The following is a 19,688-nucleotide window of genomic DNA, read 5'->3' as shown; positions in this document are numbered from 1 at the left end:
TTCCGGAACTGTCACCAAAATAAAGTATCTACCTCTGTTTCCTTCGCCGGCCTCACTTTTGGCGGAATGAAGCAGGGGTATTTCTGCTTCTTATTCCTGCGCCGGACCCACTTTGGAGCCGAATTAGATGCCCACGTTCCCTCTGTACGCGGAATTCTGACGGTTGGGCGGCTTCAGATCCGGTATTGTTGTACTTTTTGCAGGATTTCTGGCGGTCGAGCGCTTCAAATCCGGTATTGTTGTACTTTTTGCAGGATTTCTGACGGTTGGGCAGCTTGAAGCCCTTTATTGTTGTATTTTCTGCAAGATTACTGCGTATCGGCAGTTTTGAGTCCGGTATTGTTGTACTTTTTGCAGGATTTCTGGCGGTGACCTATACTCCCCTTCTTCCCGTGTCATTCCCGCCTCACTCCCGCGCCGGCGTGTCCTGCTCCCGGCCAGCCCGCTGTCACTCCCCTACAGGGGGAGTAGTTCCAAATACAACAAAGACCCCATCCTCCACATGCGTGGATAACGAGGTCTTGTTGTCGTCAAAGTCAAATCACCGGATTCGGCACAAAGCTGCCTCCGCGGCAATGCTTCAAATAATTCAGGGCATGTACCTGGCCGGTCATCTCCAGCTCATCGCGGTAAACCGGATCATGCCAGCCTTCGATGTCGATTGTGCCCTTATAGCCGCCCTGGCGGAGAATGGTGATAATATCCGTCCAGTTGGTATCGCCGAAGCCGGGCGTGCGGTCCCATACATAAGGCTTGGGACCATGAATCCCGTATTCCTTGATAATGTCCCAGGCGATAGTGACATCCTTACCGTGCACATGAAAAATCTTATCCACCCATTTGCGCAGCTGCGGGACCGGATCAATCAGCGCAGTCAACTGGTGGGCAGGCTCCCATTCCAGCCCGAGATTATCTGCCGGAACGCTATTGAACATCTTCTCCCAAGCTGTAGGGTTATGCGCGATATTCCAGTCGCCCTTCTGCCAGTCCCCGCCCATCGCACAGTTCTCAAAAGCAATCCGCAGACCCTTGTCCGCGGCCCGCTTCGATAATCCTCCGAATACTTCGGCGAATCTCGGCAGGGACTCGTCAATTGAAGAGCCGGGCAGCCGCCCGGTGAAGCCGCCGACAATGTCCGTGCCGAACAAGTGGGCATGTTCAATCAACTGCTCCCAGCCGGCAAGGGTATCTCCACTCTCGGGGTTGCCGCCAAGCGGATTACCATAGATCCCGACAGCAGAGATCACGAAGTGATGCTCAGCCGCCAGCTCCCGAATCCGGGCCGCTGTCTCCACCAGATCGGTATCGCCAATCGTCTGCCAGAAATTCAATTGGAAGGATTCGAAGCCATGCTTCACAATCTGCGGAATGACCTGGACGGCTTCACCGCCCCGGACCAAAGTGCCTATTCTCAAAGATTCTTGCATCCTGGATATCAACTCCAATACGTTTATAGTCAGCGCCCTGCTGTTATCGGCTCTTGATCATTTTGCAGGAGCCCCGTTTGAGCAAGACTGCATCATAGACAATATGCTGATGGTTGGTGCGATTCGAAATAAGATCAAATAATACCCCTACACTGGATAGAGCCATTTCCGTACCCGGCTGGCTGATCGTATCCAGCGCAGGATGATAATATTCTGCCATCTCAATGCCGTCAAAGCCGATAATCGAAATATCATCAGGGATGGACAAGCCGGCGGTAAGCACAGCCTTGGCCGCACCGATGGCAATGGTATCGGAAGCAGCAAATATTGCAGTCACCGCTCTGTCCCGGTTAAGCAGTCTGCGTGCAGCGTTGAAGCCCGAGCTCGGACTGTATTCACAATCCTCTACAAGCCCGGCATTGTAAGGCAGATTATTTTCTTCTAATGCCAGCTTATATCCCATAAGCCGCCGGCTGCCCGTAGTTTCATCCAATAAAGGTGATTTGGCCAGGAAGCCAATGTTCTTGTGTCCAAGTGAGATTAAATAACTGGTCGCCTTGTAGGCCTCTTTCGATTCATTGATGGTTACGCTGGAGAATATGGCAGGGTCCACTTCCTGGGATGTAGTGATCGTCGTCAGTACAAACGGAACCGTCAGCTGCTTGAACTTCTCTTCGGAATGATTATACGTACCGCCCATGAAAATAATCCCGCTTAAGTTCTTCTCCTTCACCAGTTGAATCGCCGCATTGATCTCATCAGTCCCATCCTCTACCTGATGGATGAGAAACGGATAGCCGCGCAGATTGACCTGCCGTTCAATTTCCTTGATCATGATGGCGAAGAACGGATTGGTAATCCCCTTGACCATGAGTGCAATGTTCTTGGATTGCGTGGTTTTTAAATTCCGTGCGTTGGAATTCGGAATATAATTGTATTCCTTCACGACACTCAGAACCTTCTCGCGGGTCGCATCACTCACCAGTCCCTTATTGTTGATAACCCTGGATACAGTCGAGATGCCGACTCCGGATATCCGCGCGATATCCTTAATATTAACGTCCACACTACTCCCCCATTTATAGGTAAGGGAGCTATAGACTATAGCTCCCCTGTAACCTATTTCATTCTTTAGTTAACAGGTGTAAATTCTGCCAATTGTTTCTCTACTTCGGCAATGACCTTGTCAACTCCTGCTTTTGTCAGCTGATCGCGGTATTCTGCTACAGCTGCCTTTGGATCTTTGCTTGTTTTACCCAGCATCAGCTGAATACCGAGCTGTGCATTGACGTTCGAGATCGAAGCAATTTCAGTTGTTACATTCGAAGGATCGAAGCTGAAGCCGTTGTACGGATCATCGATTGCTTCTTTATCCCATGCAGCAAACAGGTCTTTACGGATCGGGTTCTCAGTATCACTCGGAATCACGAATTTGTCGTTTCTGAGGGACCAGGCCGAGAAGCCTCCGCCATCTGTTTTTTCATTGAAGCCTTCCGGCTGCTTCTTCACGCCATCTTCAATGACGTAGTGCTTGCCTTCGATACCGTATTGCATCAGGTTGTAGTAGCTTTCATCGGTCATGAATTTCTCAATTACCATCAGAGAGCGCTCCGGATTAGAGGAATTCGCGCTGATTACTGTCGAGTTGTCTACACCCATTTTACGCTTGATTTTCTTATTCGCTTCAGCAAAAGTATAGAAGCTTGTTGGAGAGTCAGGCAGTGCCTTGATATCTCCGCCGTACTGCCCGATCCAGTCCTGGGCATGAGTCAGATAACCCGCAGAGTTCGCTGCTCTGAAGTTGTCCTTGCTGCCGAGGGAAGCGGACAGAACGTCTTTGCCCCAATAGCCCTTGTCGCCCCACTCACGCATTTTCACAGCCCAATCCTCGAATTCCTGGGTGAAGGCTGGATGGAATACGGTCTTGTAATCCTCCGGGCTCTTGGTGACCAGATTCAATTCATTCAGCGAGATACCAGGTGCGTTCAGCCACATGTCTGTAGTATCTACGAGCATTCTGTACATGTTCTGTGCATCCTCAGCCTTACCGTTGATTGGCGGGAAGGATTCGTTGGCAACCACATTATCCATGTATTTAACCATATCATCGATTGTCTTAATTTCGGTCATGCCGTATTTCTTCAGCAGATCCGTACGGTATGCATAACCGGCAGGCGTATATTCACTGAACAGACTCGGTACGCCGTAGATTTTGCCATTGACCTTGGTGTTCTGCCAGGAGGCTTCAGGAATCTCCGCCTTCAGCTTAGGCGCCACCTTGTCCAGCATGTCGGTAATGTCAGTCAGTGCCCCTTCAGTAGCCAGGGTGTAGTAAGACACAGCGGCACCCGGGGAAGCATGCGACAGATCGAACGATTCGCCGGAAGCGAACAACAGCGGATACTTGGTACCTACGTCCGGCCAGTCAATATACTTGATTTCAAGTGTAGTATTCAGATCAGCCTTAAGCTTCTTATTGATCTCAGCCAGAATTTCTTTATTGGTAACTCCTTCACTGCCCCACAGGTAGTACACCAGCTTTGCTTCCTTAGAGGTGTCTACTCCTCCAGCATTGGTGGAAGTGGATGGAGTGTTCGACGAACCTGAATTATTTCCATTTGCATTATTGCTTGACGAACAAGCGGATAGCACTCCAGTAAGCATGAGGACAGCAGCTAGAGAAGAAGCAATCTTTTTACCTTTCATTCGGTAAGCCTCCCTTTTCTTTTCTATATTATGGATTTTGCATCTATAACAAACACCCTTCGATTGAAGCAGGCGTCTATTAACCCTTAACAGCACCGACGGTAAGACCGGTTACGAAGTAACGCTGAATGAATGGATACAGGAGAATGATCGGGCCTGTGGCCAGCACAGCTGTAGCCATTTTGATCGATTGGGTAGGCAGATCGGCTGTATTAATGACCGCTCCCGAGTTGATGAGACTGCCCATATTCGCCTGGTTGATCATGCGCTGCAGGAAGTACTGGAGCGGGAACTTGCTCGGAGAGTCCATGTACAGCATCCCGTTGTACCACTCATTCCAGAAGCCCAGCGCCGAGAACAGCCCGATAGTCGCCAGTGAAGGAATCGCCAGCGGCATGAAGATCCGCCAGTAGATGCGGAAATCGCCCGCGCCGTCAATCGTGGCTGATTCATACAGGGAATCCGGGATCGCCTTCATGAAGTTACGCATCAGGAAGATCGACCACGCCCCTACCACAGCCGGCAGAATCATGGCGAACAGGTTATCCTTCATATGCAGATGCTTGACCATCAGAATATAAGTCGGAATCAATCCTCCGCTGAACAAGGTTGTGAAATAGATCAGGAAGGAGAAGAAGTTACGGTATTTGAAATCCTTGCGGTTCAGGACAAATCCGGCCATGGACATCATGAACAGACCAAGTACTGTACCTACCACCGTAATGAAAATCGTAACCTGATAAGCATCCACCAGCTTGGAGGAGTTACTGAGCAACAATTCGTAGGCCTTGAAGGAAACTTCATTCGGAATCAGCTTATATCCCTCGCGGACAATCTCCTGCTCATTCATGAAGGAGGAAGAGATCATCAGTGCAAAAGGAAACACACAGAACAGTGCAAAGATCGTGATGCAGATGTAACTGATCACTTTTATGAACACACTGCCGGAATCCTGTTTGATTTTAATAGTTGAGCTTGCCATTTTCATCACCCCTGTTTCGAGTCTTGTCTTAGAACAACGCGCTGTCCGGTTCAACCTTGCGTACAATAAAGTTAACCACAAGCACCAGGACCAGGCCGAATAAGGATTGGTAGAATCCTACTGCAGCACCCATCGAGAAGTTAAATTGTCCCACCAGGGAGCGGAAGACATACGTATCTATGATATCCGTCTGCGGATACAGCACGGAGTTTGTGCCAATGAGATTGTAGAACAGGTCGAAGGAGCCTTTGAGAATCCCGCCCATACCGAACAGCAGGAGCAGTATAAAGGTCGGCTTCAGAATAGGCAGGGTCATGTAGCGGATCCGCTGCCAGGTAGTAGCACCATCCATGTAGGCAGCCTCGTACAGATCATGGTTGATCCCTGTGATCGCAGCCAGATAGACAATCATACCGTAGCCGGTACCCGCCCAGATCTTGAAGGCCACAATAATGTATTTCCAGATGCCCGGATCGTTATAGAACTCATAACGGTCCAGCCCTGCCCCCGAGATCATCGTATTGATGAATCCGGAGTTGAAGTTGAATAGATTGTAAGCAAACACACCAACGATAACCATCGAAATGAAGTTTGGCAGGAGAATAACGGACTGGGAGATCTTCTTGAACCATTTCCCGGTTATCTCCGACAACATGATGGCAAACACAATCTGAATAATATTACCTAAAGCAAGGAATACCAGATTGTAGAGCAGCGTATTCTTGGTGATATTCCAGAGCTCTCCGGTCTGCACCAGGAATTCAAAGTTCTTCAGACCGATGAAATCACTGCCGAAGATACCTTTGTTGAGCTTGTAATCCACGAATGCAACATAAGCGCCGGGCATTACCGCATAATGAAAGACCGCGAAATACACAATGACAGGCAGCAGCATGAGATACAGCACTTTGTTCTTAAACAGTTCCCGGACGATATTTCCGCCGGCATGTACAAATCTTGCCAATGAGCCCACCTCCAAATTGAACGATGCATTCTTACCGCATGCATATCTTTGTTTCACTTCTTGTCCTGCAGCCGGAATGACAACTGCGTGCATACCTTTAATATTTAACCGTATTGGACAGTATAGAAACGTTTCCATTATTTCTTTGTGTTTCCCCTTGCTCAGAGCATACTCCCAAGTTGTATACGCTGTCAAACATTTTTTATTTTCGAATTACAAGTAAAAAAATTACATTCCGCGTTACAAAAACGATAATCTGGTCGTTTTTTCGCAGATAATTGACTTTTTTTCGTCTTCAGACTAATATCGAGATGTATCACTTATGGAAACGTTTCTATTTATTCTTTACACGGACATGTCACCTTGTTCTTGTGACATCTGATGATGAATTCCCCCTAACCTAATTCATGTCCCAATCACGTACTGGAAAGAGAGGGTTATTATGATTTTCAAACAACAATCAAACATGATTACCTTAACCCGGGATGCCCTTAGTTATACGTTCCTGCCAACAGGAGACATCTTCGAGTTCACCCATGAGTCTACTCTCATTAATCAGTTCCAAGGCAATCCTGTAGATGGTTCAGCTAATAATATCTATCTGCGCGTGCATACGGAGCAAGGAATCAGCAGCTATCCTTTACTCGGAATCCGCTCGGGCTCCAAGCTGTCCCATAGTCAAGACCAACTGATTTTTGATGGTTCTATAGAAGCAATCAGCTACCGTGTGACCTTCGCGCCCGCCCGGGACGGAATCTGGTTCTGGCATATTCAGCTCTCCGGCAGCGGTGAGACCGTGGATGTGGTCTACGGACAGGATATCGGTGTCGCAGGCAAAGGCGGCGTGCTGGCCAATGAGCTGTACATGAGCCAATACCTGGATCACAGCATCTGGGAAGGCACGAACGGCTATGCCGTATGCTCGCGCCAGAACCAGCCGCAGGGCATTGCTTTCCCTTATCTCCAGCAGGGTGCAGTGGGTACGCGCGCAGTAGGCTATTCTACTGACGGTATGCAGTTCTTCGGCGTGTCTTACAAAGGCAGTTATGTACCTGAGGTGCTTAGCGGCAATCTGCAGAACAGCAATTATCAATACGAGCTGGCCTATACCGCGCTGCAGACAGAGCTTATGACGCTGTCCGCTCCCGCCGAATTCGCCTTCTACGGGCTCTTCCGCCCTACTCATCCGGCTGCTGTTACAGAGCTTGAGTTCCAGGCCGAGCTGCAGGCAGCTTACGATGAAATCGACTGGAGCGCGGGTGAGGCTGTGCCGAGCAGAGATGTGCCTGTGCTAAGTACTGATATTGGCGCACCTTATGTCTCTGCACAGTGGTCACAAGCTGAGATTGAGGCGGCTTACCCTAACCGGAAGCTTGAAGAAATTGAGAACGGGGAACTGCTCTCCTTCTTCACGGATGAGCATGTCCATGTTGTACTGCAGCCCAAGGAGCTGCTGGTTGAACGTCCGCACGGCCATATCATCACTACGCTGCTCGATAAAAGCCAAGTCGATAACAACCTAATTTCTTCCACTAACTATATGTACGGAATCTTCAACGGCCAGACGGTTGTCGGCAATACCTCTTTCCATAAGCTGCTCTCCACACCACGCGGCCTGCTGAATATTCAGCGGAACAGCGGACAGCGGATCTATGTCCGCCTGGATGGGGTCTACCGGATTCTTACGCTCCCGGCAGCTTACGAAATGGGCGTTAACTTTGCCAGATGGCATTACCAGATTGAGGATGATCTGCTCACGGTTACCGTCTTTGCCGCAGCAGGCCAGCCGGATGTTGCCCTGCAGGTTCAGTCGAAGCTCGGCAAATCCTATGATTATCTGATCACGAACCAGCTTGTTATGGGTGAGCATGAATTCCAGCATCCGGTAAGAGTTGAAGCCAAGGATGGAATTCTGCAGGTTCTTCCTGACGAAGCGTCCGTGCAGCAGCTTCCTTATCCCGGTCTGCATTTCGATATCCAGCTTCCGGGAACGGCCTATACGTACAGCGATGACCGGATGTTCTATACGGACAGACAGCCGCGCAACGGAACGCTGCTGACGATTTCCGTCACGCAGTCGGCAAGCTTCCAGCTTGTAATCCAAGGCCGGCTCACACAGGCCGACAGTCTTCCCCTGGTCTCTCCTTACACTCCGGAAACCGAGGAAGCGCTGTTTAAAGGCTTCTATGAAACATTTACTTCGGGCTTCCACCTCCAGCTTGAAGGAGAAGAGCAGTCACGGATTGATATTCTGAACGAAACTGTATGGTGGTACACCCATAATGCGATGACCCATTTCATTATGCCGCATGGCCTTGAACAGCCGGGCGGAGCCGCATGGGGCACACGCGATGTATGCCAGGGACCGATGGAGTATTTCCTGATGACCCAGCATTATGAGCTGGCCAGAAATGTACTGCTGAAGATCTACTCCCATCAGCTGTGGGAGAGCAAGGAATGGCCGCAATGGTTCATGTTCGACCAGCATCCGGTACAAGCCCATGAATGGCATGGCGATGTCGTACTCTGGCCGCTGAAATGCATCAGCGATTATATTATGGCTACAGGAGACTACACGATTCTTCAGGAACAGGTAGCTTACCACCATCTGGCAGATGCCCTGCCAAGCCAGCAGACCGAAACGGTGCTTGAGCATGTCAAAGCTGCTGTAGAGACAATCCGCGAACGCTTCGTACCGGGCACTTCCCTGATCAATTATGCCGGCGGCGACTGGGATGATACGCTGCAGCCTGCCGATGAAGCCCTGAAGACCAAGCTTGTGAGCGCCTGGACTGTCGCTTTGGCCTTCCAGGTCATCCGCAACCTGTCACAGGTCACGGCAGCCGATGCCGAATTCTCCGCCAGCCTTGCTGTAATGGCAGAAGAGATGAAGGAATCCTTCCGGACGCTGCTGATCAAGGATGGCGTCATTGCCGGCTTCGCTTACTTCCAGGAAGACGGAAGCATTGATTATATGCTTCATCCGCTGGATCAGCAGACGGGTATTAAGTACCGGTTACTGCCGATGACACGCAGTATCATCGCTGAACTGGTCACCCCGGAACAGGCGGTTGCCAATTTCCGCCTGATTGACGAGTATCTGAATCACCCGGATGGCGTGCGGTTGATGGATCGTCCCGCCCGCTATGAAGGCGGCGTAAGTACGATCTTCCGCCGTGCCGAGCAAGCCGCCAGTGTCGGCCGCGAGATCAGCCTGCAGTATGTGCATGCCCATATCCGCTATCTCGAAGCTTCCGCCAAGCTTGGCGAAGCTGACCGCGCTTGGGAAGGCCTGTTCCAAATCAATCCGATCAACATCCGGCAGAGCGTCCCAAATGCCCAGCTGCGCCAGAGCAATATGTACTTCAGCAGCTCGGACGGGAATTTCCCTGACCGTTACAGCTATCAGCAGAACTTCGATCAGCTGCGCGACGGCAGTGTAGAAGTCAAAGGCGGCTGGCGCCTGTATTCCAGCGGTCCCGGAATCTATCTCAATCAGCTCATCTCAGCTATTCTGGGTATCCGCTTCAGCGATGAAGAGCTGATCATTGATCCGGTGCTGCCGGCCAGCCTTGACGGACTGCGCTTCACTTACGAGTGTTTCGGCCGTCCGTTAACCTTTGTCTATCACATCGGCTCAGGCCCGGCCCGTACTCCGGAGCTGCATGCAGCGGGAGTAGCGGTTACCGGCCAGGTCCTGTCCAATCCGTACCGCCCGGGTGCCGTAAGCATCGCCAAGAACAACCTGCTTACACTGCCTGGTGATGAACTGCATATCTATTTGGCACAATAATATATACAGACGATAACTTTCAGTACGCTTAACGAAGGAGTTAGCCATGACTAAACCGTTTATCCAAGATCTCGTGAACGATATGACACTAGACGAAAAGATGGCCCAGCTAACCCAGCTCGGTCCTTACTATTGGGGTCTGGATGATACCGTGGATTTAACGGGTCCATTCAAAGAATTGAACATCAAGCCGCAGGTGATGGAGAACATCGGAAGCGTTCTGAACGGCATTGGCGCACGGAATGTCATTGAGCTGCAGACCCGGCATCTGGAATCCAGCCGCCAGAAGATTCCCCTGCTCTTCATGGCGGATGTCATTCACGGCTACCGGACTATCCTGCCGATTCCGCTGGCGATGGGCAGCAGCTTCGACCTTGAAGCCATCGAACGCTTCGCTGAAATCGCAGCCAGAGAGAGCGCCGCTGCCGGTATTCATGTCACCTTCTCCCCCATGACTGACCTCGTGCGCGATCCGCGCTGGGGCCGGGTGATGGAGACCTCCGGTGAGGACCCTTACCTGAACGCCCGCGTGACCGAGAGCATGGTCCGGGGCTATCAGGGGACAGACCTGAAGGAGCCGGGGCGGATCGCAGCCTGTGTGAAGCATTTCGCCGGCTACGGCGCGCCTGAAGGCGGCCGTGAATACAACACGGTGGATATGTCCGCCGGTGTACTCCGCGAATTCTATCTGCCGGCTTATAAAGCTGCAGTAGATGCCGGTGTCGCCATGGTCATGGCCGCGTTCAATTCCATTGACCGTATTCCGGCCAGCGGCAACAGCAAGCTGCTCCGCGGAATTCTGCGGGAGGAATGGGGTTTTGACGGCGTCACCATCGCCGACTTCAACTCTGTCAATGAACTGGTGCCCCATGGCGCTGCACAGGATGGCCGCGAAGCCGCCCACAAAAGCCTTGCCGCAGGCCTGGATATCGAGATGATGTCCACCCACTATCTGAACCATGGGGCCGCGCTGGTCGAAGAAGGGCTGCTTGATATCAGCCTGATCGACGAAGCCGTCACCCGGGTACTGGAGCTGAAGGATGCCCTCGGGTTGTTCGACAATCCGTTCAAGGACGCTGATCCGGTGACAGACGAAGCGGATAAGCCCAGCGCTGAGCATCTGCAGGCTGCACGTGAACTCGGTGCAAGCTCGGTGGTGCTGCTGAAGAACGAGAATGAAGTGCTGCCGCTGAAGCCGGGGATGAAGCTCGGTCTGGCCGGTCCATTCGCCACCTCTATTCATGTACTGGGCGGCTGGGCAGGTGCCGAGAAAGATCCGGCAGTCTCTCTCTACACCGGCATCACCGGCAAAATCCCGGCAGCAGATATTACTACAGCAATGACTGGCGAGCTGGGAAGCATGCTGGAGGGGGTCTTCGATGTGGAAGACCACGCTGAGGAGGCCTTCGAACAGCTGAAGGATTGCGATGTCATTCTTGCCGCTGTCGGCGAGAACCAGCAGGATACCGGGGAAGGCGGCAGCAAAGCCAGCCTCCGGCTGTCCGCAAACCAGGAGAAGCTGATCCGGCGTCTGAAGGATACCGGCAAGCCTGTCGTCACTATCGTATTCAGCGGCCGTCCACTGGAGCTTGCGCCAGTGCTTGATGCAAGCGACGCGCTGGTACAAGCCTGGTTCCTGGGCAGCGAGTCGGGGAATTCCATTGCGGATGTGCTGTTCGGCGATTATAATCCGTCCGGACGCCTGTCCATGAGCTTCCCTTACTCTGTGGGACAGATTCCTGTGTATTATAATGCTTATCAGACGGGACGCCCGTATGATCCCCAGTATCCGAATGTGCGTTATGTAACCCGGTATCTGGATATCCCGAATGATCCGCTGTTCTGCTTCGGCTATGGCCTGAGCTACTCCAGCTTTGCTTACAGCAGCTTCATCGTTGAAGCTGCGGCTGATGGCCGGGTGCTCGCCTCCATTGAGGTAGAGAACACTTCGGAGGTTACCGGCAAGGAGACCGTCCAGCTCTATATCCGCGATGTTACGGCAAGTGTGGTCCGTCCGGTGAAGGAACTGAAGGGCTTCAAGCAGGTTACCCTCGCCGCGCATGAGAAGCAGGTTGTCACATTCGAGATCACCCGCGAGATGCTGATGTTCTACGGCCAGGACGATGAGCTTGTGTTCGAGCCCGGAGACTTCGACATAATGATCGGCCGGAACTCCGGCGATCACGCTACGCAGCGGATCTGGATCGGCTGAGATGCTGATTTGGGCTGCATTTAGATAGCTGCACCTGGCTTCAGGCGGGTGCAGCACTGCTTCAGACAGGTGAGCACTGCTAGACAGCTGTCTATAACCAGCTAGCTATTCACCAGAAAGCCGCCTATAGCTGGCGGCACACCAGAAAGCGCCAATCTTCCTCACCTTAGGGTGTAAGAGGATTGGCGCTTTTTTGAATTTTCTATGCGGCTTCTGTAAGTTATGCTCCTGTATGTTATGACCCTGTCAGCAGCTCTATATCCAGCCGGGCAAAGGTATCCTTCCATTCTCTTGAGCAGCCGCTGTCGGTCAGAACCATGGAGATATGTTCCATCGGGGCAATCTGCGCAAAGGTAGTGACCCCGAATTTCGAATGGTCGGCGACCAGAATCGATTCCTCGGCCCGTTCCATCATTTTGCGGGAGATGAGTGCTTCTTCAAGATGATAATCGGTAATTCCTTCCGAGAGTGACAGACCTCCGGCAGAGATAAAAGCCTTATTCACCTTGAACTGGCCCAGCAGCTCATGAGCAGTGATGCCTACAGCCGCCTGATAAGCGGCATTCACCTCACCCCCGGCAAAAATAATCTTTCCCTGAAACTGTTCCAGCGCACAGTTCAGGACCGGGACCGAGTTGGTAATGACCGTCACATGGGCGCGGTCTGTAAGCTGACGCATGATCTCAAGCGTGGTCGTCCCGTTGTCGAGGATTACTGTCTCGCCATCCTGAATAAGCGAAGCCGCGAGCCTGCCAATGGCCTGCTTGTCCGTCAGATTCATCTGGGAACGCTTCATGAAGGTGGGTTCATTATTCCCGGAACGAATCCGTACGGCTCCCCCATACACCTTGCGCAGACGCCCTTCCTTCTCCAGCCGGTCGAGATCACGCCGGATCGTCTCTGTGGTTACAGCGAACCGCTCAGCCAAAAAATGCACCTGCACCTTCCCCTCCAGCTCCAGCTGGGAGAGGATGGTCTGCCTGCGTTCTTCATAGGTCAGGGACATGTATGATTCCTCCAGTTATAGTGAACTCGCGTTCGCGAATGCTAATTGCCTTATCCGATTTAGGTTATCCATACGTATATGTAATGTTGTTTTGAGTGTATTGTTGTTGATTTCCTCAGTATATGGACCCGAATCCCACTTGTCAATGCAGCTGCTTTTATCAAAAGATTTCTCTGATGGACGGGTGTATCTGCTTACGCTTACGCATCAGAAACTTTAATTCCTTAAGTTTCTTACCCCACCATGTTTCCTTGCACTTAGCGTCATTATCTTCTGTTCACACATATGCCTGCTGTTTGCGTACGTATCGAAGGTGGCGATTCATTGAATAGTTGTATTTCGTACAATTAAAGGTAAGCTAAAGCGTGAATTTATTGCGAAAAATGTATTCTGTACAACTAAACATAGCGTGTGGCGATCATTCAGGGAATGGCGGGCTATTTAATTGTATAGAGTGCAGTTAAAATGCTCTGGCGCACCGCATCCGGCAACTTTAGTTGTACAAAATACAGTTAAAGCCTGCGAAGCGAGAAAACGCTCTGCTTCAAGCAGGAGTAAGGTTCCGCACCGGTCGTACTTCCAATTATAGTTCTACTGCATTTTCTGCAGCAGATAACCCCTAATTCCACCGAATAATAGATTCTGTTGCACTCTGTACACTAGAATTTTGTAAAAGAGGTCTTTTGGAGCGAAATTAGAGGAATCAGTTGTATGAAATACAGCAGAATGAGATTTCACGCCGGTTGGAACGAATTCTATTGCAGAAAGTGCAATCTATCCAATTATAGATTGACAGAAACGGATTATCATCCTAAAATCAACATGAAACAACATAATAAAATATAAAACAACACAAAAGCACTTGAACATCTAACGAACTAAATTCATAACTTTATTCAGGCAGAGAGGGGATTTTCACATGAAGCATAAATTATCATTCCGCCAGGATGGAACCTTTACCATCGTACAATTCACCGATCTTCACTGGATGGATGGAAGAGCGGAGGATCAGCGGACGCGGGAGCTTATGGAACGCGTGATGGAAGCGGAGCAGCCGGATCTCGTTATTTTCACAGGTGATCTGATCTATACCGGACCTGTCCCGGAAGGAGAGAAGGCATGCGAGCAGCCCAAGCAGGCGTTCCGGGAGGCTGTGTCCGCTATAGAGAAGAGCGGTACTCCGTGGGCCTTCGTCTTCGGCAATCATGATACCGAGCAAGGTGTCTCCTATAGTGAGCTGATGGATATTGCACTAGAGCATCCCCACTGCCTGGCTGAACCAGGTCCGGCAGAGCTGGCCGGTTCTGGGAATTATACGCTTGAGATTGCGGGCACCGGCACCAGGGCGGGCGCTATTCTCTATATGCTGGACACCGGTGCCTACTCCGGGCTTGCGCAGATTCCCGGCTATAACTGGGTCCGGCAGAGTCAGATCCGCTGGCTGACAGAGCAATCTGCACGGCTGAATCCCCAGGCAGGTGAGGCCAAGCTGCCTGCGCTGGCATTCTTCCATATCCCGCTGCCGGAATATGCCGAGATGTGGTCCACGCAGACCTGCTACGGCCATAAATTCGAGCAGGTCTGTGCTCCGGTGCTTAATTCGGGACTCTTCACAGCTATGGTGGAAATGGGCGATGTGGCAGGTACTTTTTGCGGACATGATCATATTAACGACTTCACCGGCAGCCTGCATGGCATCCGGCTCAGCTATGGCCGGGCCACCGGTTACAATACTTACGGGCGGGAAGGCTTCATGCGGGGTGCACGTGTCATCCGGCTGACTGAGGGCGATAAGCAGTTCGAGACTTGGCTCCGGCTTGAGGATGGCACGGCTCTGCTGGAACAACCCTCCCATCCCCCTGTACCTGCCGCTGATTCAGAACACTAATCATGTCTTAAGGGGTTGAATTTTAATGCTGCTGCCAATTCTTTTGGTTCTGGCTTCCGGAATGTGTCACGCGGTGTGGAGCATGTTCACCAAAAGAAGCCGGGACAAAAGCATCTTCCTGTGGTCGATCATGATGATCTCTACTATTCTGCTGCTCCCTATCCTAATAACCGAGCTGTGGACTCACCCGCTTACAGCCGGAGCTTATGCCCTGCTGCTGCTGTCTGTAGCGCTGCAGGCCTTATATTCCTGGCTTTTATCCAGAACCTATGAGATGGGTGACTTATCACAGATATATCCGGTGATGCGGGGGACGAGCACGCTGCTCATCCCGCTGATCGGTGTTCTTTTTCTGGGCGAATCGCTGTCTGTCTATGGGTGGGCCGGTATTGCCTTCATGCTCGGAGGATTCGCAGTGCTCAGCGGATTGGGCTCCAGAAGCTCATCCGCATCCCTATCTGCATCCACATCTGCCGCCTCCCGGAAGTCCGGATATACGCCGATTCTTATGGCGCTCTGCGTGGGACTCTGCACAACCTGCTATGTATTCGTCGATAAGCTGAACCTCCAGCATATGTCTCCGCTCGCGTTGCTTGAGGTCACCAATATCGGTTTTGTCGCCGGTCTGACTCCGGCAGTCCTGAAATCGCGCAAGCTGCTGGAGGAGTGGAAGAGCAACAAGTTCACCATCCTGCTGGGAAGCGTGCTGAATCCGGGCTCGTATCTGCTGTTCCTCTTCGCGCTGCAGCAGGCGCCGCTCGCCCATATCAGCCCGTTGCGGGAGATCGGGACCATATTCGCTACATTCCTGGGCATCCTCCTGCTGAAAGAGCAGCAGGGCTTACGGCGGATTCTGTGCTCAGTAGTCATCTTCGGCGGCATTCTGCTTGTCGGGGTATGGGGGTAAAGCAGGCACCCGCCATTTCCCGGCAGGATAACCCCGAAACATGTCGAATAGAGAACGTATGATGAAGACTAACTTACCGAAGCAAACCATGATCCATACTAAAAGCATATTGAATCTCAAGCACGCTCTGTTGCTGCTGTTATATCTGACCCTCCTGATCAGCATACGTTATCTGTGGTTCAACGCATATGAGGCGCCTGAGCATCCGGAAGCGAAGCAGGGTGTCCTGGATATGCGGGGCTGGGACTTCGAGAACTCCCGGTCTGTACGGCTGGATGGTGAATGGGAATTCTATCCCGGCCAATTCCTCACCTATGAGAACTTCGCCGGACAACCCCCGGATGCGCAGCAGGTTGTGCAGGTTCCCGGCGACTGGAGCAGCGGCTTCCCTGAAGAGGGGCACTCCTCCTTCGGCTACGGCACTTACAGGCTGCGTATACTGGTAGACCCGTCGCTGCAGAAGCCTTACGGATTCTGGATTCAGCGTATCCAGGCGGCCTCCAGCATTGAGATTAACGGGCAGACCGAAGGCAGCTTCGGGCAACCGGCCGTGAGCCGCCAGGACTACAAACCTAAGGCTGTTTCCTATACGGCGGCCTATAATGCGGCAGGACAGCAGGAGATCACGCTGCTGGTCCGTGCAGCCAATTACGATCACCCGCTCGAAGGAGGGATTGTCCGCTCCATCCGTTTCGGCTCCCAGGCAGCGGTGGATACAGAACGGATGTATTCTATCGGCTTCCAGATGGTCACTTTTGTGATCATGCTGCTGCATGCGATGTATGCAGGCATCCTGTTCTTTTTCAACCGCCGGCAAAAAGCGTTCCTGGTGTTCTGCCTGCTGCTCCTGGCGGTAGGTGCTTCAATAGTGACCGATAATGATACCTTGCTGCTGCTCTGGCTGCCGATCAACTATACCTGGGCGCTGAAGCTCAAAATGCTGGCTTATCCTGCGATCTCCCTGTTCATGCTGCTGCTGACCCGCAGCTTCTCCGCACAGGAGCGCCCGGGCCGCTTGTTCAAAGGTTACCTCCTTGCCCTGTGCCTCTACACCGTCTATGTACTTGTACTGCCTGCGCAGTATGTTGTATATGCAAGGCCTCTCTTCTCAGTGCTCTACCTGCTTCCGATCGCAGGAGTCGTGTACTCCATTGGCCGAATGGTCGCCCGGCAGGAGCAGGACTCCGTATTTCTGCTGTTTGCCGCCGCGGCTATCGGCTCCAGTGTCCTTGGCGGTTCCTTGGAATCGAGCAGCAAGGCAAGTATTCTGTATTATCCGGTAGATGTCATCGTGGCCATCATCGGTTTCTCCGCTTACTGGTTCAAGCGGTATTTCCGCAATGCAGAGGAGAACCTGCTGCTTAACCAGCAGCTGAAGGAAAGCGATCATCTGAAGGATCAGTTCCTGGCGAATACCGCACATGAACTCAGAACACCGCTGCACGGCATCATCAGCATCGCCCAAACCGTAACAGCGAAGGAGAAATCCCTCCTGGATCATCAAAGCTACCAGGATCTGGAGCTGCTTATTACCATCAGCCGCCGGATGTCCCATATGCTGAATGATCTGCTCGATGTGACCCGTCTGCAGGAGAAGCGGATTGTATTACAGCGTGAACCGTTGGCCATCGGGCCGCTCGTAACCGGAATTCTGAATATGTTTGAATTCATGACGGACAGTAAACAGCTGCAGCTGCGTAACGAATTACCCGCTTCCCTGCCGCCCGTCTGGGGTGATGAGAAGCGGATTGTGCAGATTCTCTATAACCTGCTGCGCAATGCCATCAAATACACGCAGGCCGGATCAGTCACGATATCTGCCGAGGTTACAGGCAAAACCGCAAGGATTAGCGTGTCCGATACCGGTATAGGCATCGACAAGGAGACACAAGCGAGGATCTTCTCGCCTTATGAGCAAGGCAGTAAGGGCATCAATGACGGAGGCGGGATCGGGCTCGGCTTAAGCATCAGCAAGCAGCTGGCAGAGCTTCACGGCGGAGACCTTACCGTGGATTCCGAACCCGGGAAGGGGTCCGTGTTCACCTTCACCCTTCCCCTGGCATCTGCTTCTGAGGTCCGGCATGTGCCGGAAGAGGCCGCGGCTGCAAGGATGAATGACAGCCCCGACATGGAAGACCTGCTGCTTGAACAGGGAGGACTGTTATTCCGGCAGTCTGATACCAGCAGTATCACTGCAGTTGCATCACAAGAGATCCCTTCTCTCCCTCAGCTGCAGGACACCTCCATGACAGCCAAGACTCTAATTCTCGCCGTAGATGATGACCCGATCAATCTCAAGGTGCTCGCCAGCATACTTTCGGATGAACAGCATCAGCTGGTCACGGTCACCAGCGCCCAGGAAGCCCTGGAGCTGCTCGGCACCGAACCCTGGGACCTGCTGATCGCCGATGTCATGATGCCGTACATGTCCGGCTACGAGCTAACGCGGATCGCCCGGCAGCGCTTCTCTGTCTCGGAGCTGCCGATCCTGCTGCTCACTGCCCGCAATCAGCCGGTGGATATCTATACAGGATTCTTATCCGGAGCCAATGATTATGTCGCGAAGCCTGTGGATGCTCTGGAGCTGAAATACCGGGTCCGCTCCCTGACCGGACTGAAGCAGTCTATTAATCAGAGCCTGCGGCTGGAGGCTGCATACCTGCAGGCGCAAATTCAGCCGCACTTCCTGTTCAATACGCTGAACGCACTGCTGGCCTTAAGTGAATTCGATCTCCCGAAGATGCGTGATCTCGGAGAGGCGTTCTCCTCCTATCTGCGAATTAGCTTCGACTATATGAACTCGCAGCAGCGGGTCGGACTGTCCCATGAGCTGGAGCTGGTCGAGTCCTATCTGTTTATTGAGAAGGCCAGGTTTGACGAACGCCTGCAGATCGAATGGGATGTGGAACCGGGGATCGAGCTGCTCCTCCCGCCGCTCACCCTCCAGCCGCTGGTCGAGAATGCGGTCAGACACGGCCTGCTGAGCCGGAAGGCCGGCGGCCTGCTGCATATCCGCATTCACCGCCGGCAGGGGTACACATCATTTGAAGTAGAGGATAACGGCAAAGGGATGCCCGATGAGCAGGTTCGTCATCTGCTGGACGACAGCAGACTCGGCTTGCCTTCCCGCGGCATCGGACTGCTGAATACCAACCGGCGGCTGACACAGCTGTATGGCCAGGGACTGGTCATTCACAGCCAGCTAGGAGTCGGCACCACCGTTTCTTTTGTAATTCCAGAGCGGGTGAATCTGAACTCTTAACACTCAATTCACCAGAATGTATAAGGGCCGTGGATCAGCATTGATCCACGGCCCTTATACGCTTTTAGGACATCAGCTTGTCCCATAGCTGCTGATAAGACTTATACACGTGCGGGTACTTACGCTTCATTTGCCGGATGCCTTCAGTCATGAAATAGTCACCGTATTCTGCCCCGCCGGATGGCCGCATACCATCCGGAGGAGCCTGAACCAGCCTCTCTGCCGGATGCCTATACCCTTCCGCGGTGAAGAAATCATAGGCTTTGGCCTGTACGCCCGGGTACATGCCTTTGTCTTTGATCAGCCGGTCGGTTTCCAGGAGCAGCTTACTTCCCCTTGAGCCAGGCTGCGCTGCTGCTGCACAGCCGGATTGCCGGGATCCATATAGTGGGCAAGCTCGGCGAAGAGCAGCGCTTCTTTGTAGGCTCTGTTCTCTGCCAGCTCACGGCTCTCTTCCAGGAGACGGTCCACCGCTGATTCTCTCTGCCCCCTCAGGCAAGGAGCGCAGAGCTCCTTGCTGCCCGGAGCAGGACGGATATGT

The 19,688-nt window shown here is 52.4% G+C and carries 13 protein-coding genes; 5 read left to right on the top strand and 8 right to left on the bottom strand.

What is annotated here, in order from left to right:
- Window positions 1-536: 536 nt before the first annotated feature.
- From NYE33_RS11195 to NYE33_RS11175, 5 genes are all read right to left on the bottom strand, one after another.
- Window positions 537-1,415 (bottom strand): sugar phosphate isomerase/epimerase family protein, encoded by an 879-nt coding sequence (locus NYE33_RS11195; protein WP_305954229.1) that lies wholly within the window; start codon window positions 1,413-1,415, stop codon window positions 537-539.
- Between the two features lie 55 nt (window positions 1,416-1,470).
- Window positions 1,471-2,493, bottom strand: a complete 1,023-nt coding sequence (locus tag NYE33_RS11190; protein ID WP_042139624.1) for a LacI family DNA-binding transcriptional regulator — start codon at window positions 2,491-2,493, stop codon at window positions 1,471-1,473.
- 65 nt (window positions 2,494-2,558) lie between these two features.
- Entirely contained in the window at window positions 2,559-4,133 is a 1,575-nt protein-coding gene (locus NYE33_RS11185) for a DUF3502 domain-containing protein (RefSeq protein ID WP_083705723.1), read from the bottom strand.
- Window positions 4,134-4,212: 79 nt separating this feature from the next.
- On the bottom strand, window positions 4,213-5,100 hold the full coding sequence (locus NYE33_RS11180) for a carbohydrate ABC transporter permease (RefSeq protein WP_076247879.1): 888 nt from the start codon (window positions 5,098-5,100) through the stop codon (window positions 4,213-4,215).
- A 43-nt stretch (window positions 5,101-5,143) separates the two neighbouring features.
- Complete coding sequence (locus NYE33_RS11175; protein WP_231637716.1) at window positions 5,144-6,079, bottom strand: ABC transporter permease; 936 nt, start codon at window positions 6,077-6,079, stop codon at window positions 5,144-5,146.
- A gap of 466 nt (window positions 6,080-6,545) precedes the next feature.
- On the opposite strand from NYE33_RS11175, the gene NYE33_RS11170 reads away from it, so the two are divergent.
- Both NYE33_RS11170 and bglX read left to right on the top strand, forming a co-directional pair.
- Window positions 6,546-9,872, top strand: a complete 3,327-nt coding sequence (locus tag NYE33_RS11170) for a GH36-type glycosyl hydrolase domain-containing protein (protein ID WP_341065819.1) — start codon at window positions 6,546-6,548, stop codon at window positions 9,870-9,872.
- Between the two features lie 46 nt (window positions 9,873-9,918).
- Complete coding sequence (bglX, locus tag NYE33_RS11165; protein WP_341065817.1) at window positions 9,919-12,084, top strand: beta-glucosidase BglX; 2,166 nt, start codon at window positions 9,919-9,921, stop codon at window positions 12,082-12,084.
- A 235-nt stretch (window positions 12,085-12,319) separates the two neighbouring features.
- Here bglX and NYE33_RS11160 read toward each other — a convergent pair whose 3' ends face one another.
- The gene (locus NYE33_RS11160; protein ID WP_076247864.1) at window positions 12,320-13,090 is read right to left on the bottom strand and encodes a DeoR/GlpR family DNA-binding transcription regulator; all 771 of its coding nucleotides are present in this window, start codon (window positions 13,088-13,090) and stop codon (window positions 12,320-12,322) included.
- Window positions 13,091-14,009: 919 nt separating this feature from the next.
- On the opposite strand from NYE33_RS11160, the gene NYE33_RS11155 reads away from it, so the two are divergent.
- The 3 genes from NYE33_RS11155 to NYE33_RS11145 all read left to right on the top strand — a co-directional run bounded on the left by NYE33_RS11155 (window position 14,010) and on the right by NYE33_RS11145 (window position 19,147).
- Window positions 14,010-14,978, top strand: coding sequence for a metallophosphoesterase family protein (locus NYE33_RS11155; protein ID WP_341065816.1), 969 nt, complete (start codon window positions 14,010-14,012; stop codon window positions 14,976-14,978).
- A gap of 25 nt (window positions 14,979-15,003) precedes the next feature.
- Window positions 15,004-15,885: a DMT family transporter gene (locus NYE33_RS11150; RefSeq protein WP_076247868.1), complete on the top strand. Its 882-nt coding sequence runs from the start codon at window positions 15,004-15,006 to the stop codon at window positions 15,883-15,885.
- Between the two features lie 109 nt (window positions 15,886-15,994).
- Entirely contained in the window at window positions 15,995-19,147 is a 3,153-nt protein-coding gene (locus tag NYE33_RS11145; protein ID WP_341065813.1) for a hybrid sensor histidine kinase/response regulator, read from the top strand.
- Between the two features lie 64 nt (window positions 19,148-19,211).
- Here the strand turns inward: NYE33_RS11145 and NYE33_RS11140 are convergent, their stop codons facing one another.
- Together NYE33_RS11140 and NYE33_RS11135 are read right to left on the bottom strand one after the other, a co-directional pair.
- Window positions 19,212-19,433, bottom strand: a complete 222-nt coding sequence (locus NYE33_RS11140; RefSeq protein ID WP_341065811.1) for a hypothetical protein — start codon at window positions 19,431-19,433, stop codon at window positions 19,212-19,214.
- A 14-nt stretch (window positions 19,434-19,447) separates the two neighbouring features.
- On the bottom strand, window positions 19,448-19,618 hold the full coding sequence (locus NYE33_RS11135; RefSeq protein ID WP_179093625.1) for a hypothetical protein: 171 nt from the start codon (window positions 19,616-19,618) through the stop codon (window positions 19,448-19,450).
- Window positions 19,619-19,688 lie beyond the last annotated feature (70 nt).

The organism is Paenibacillus sp. FSL R10-2199 (assembly GCF_038000235.1).
GTDB lineage: Bacteria > Bacillota > Bacilli > Paenibacillales > Paenibacillaceae > Paenibacillus_AQ > Paenibacillus_AQ phytohabitans.
This window is presented reverse-complemented; position numbering and strand designations above follow the sequence as displayed.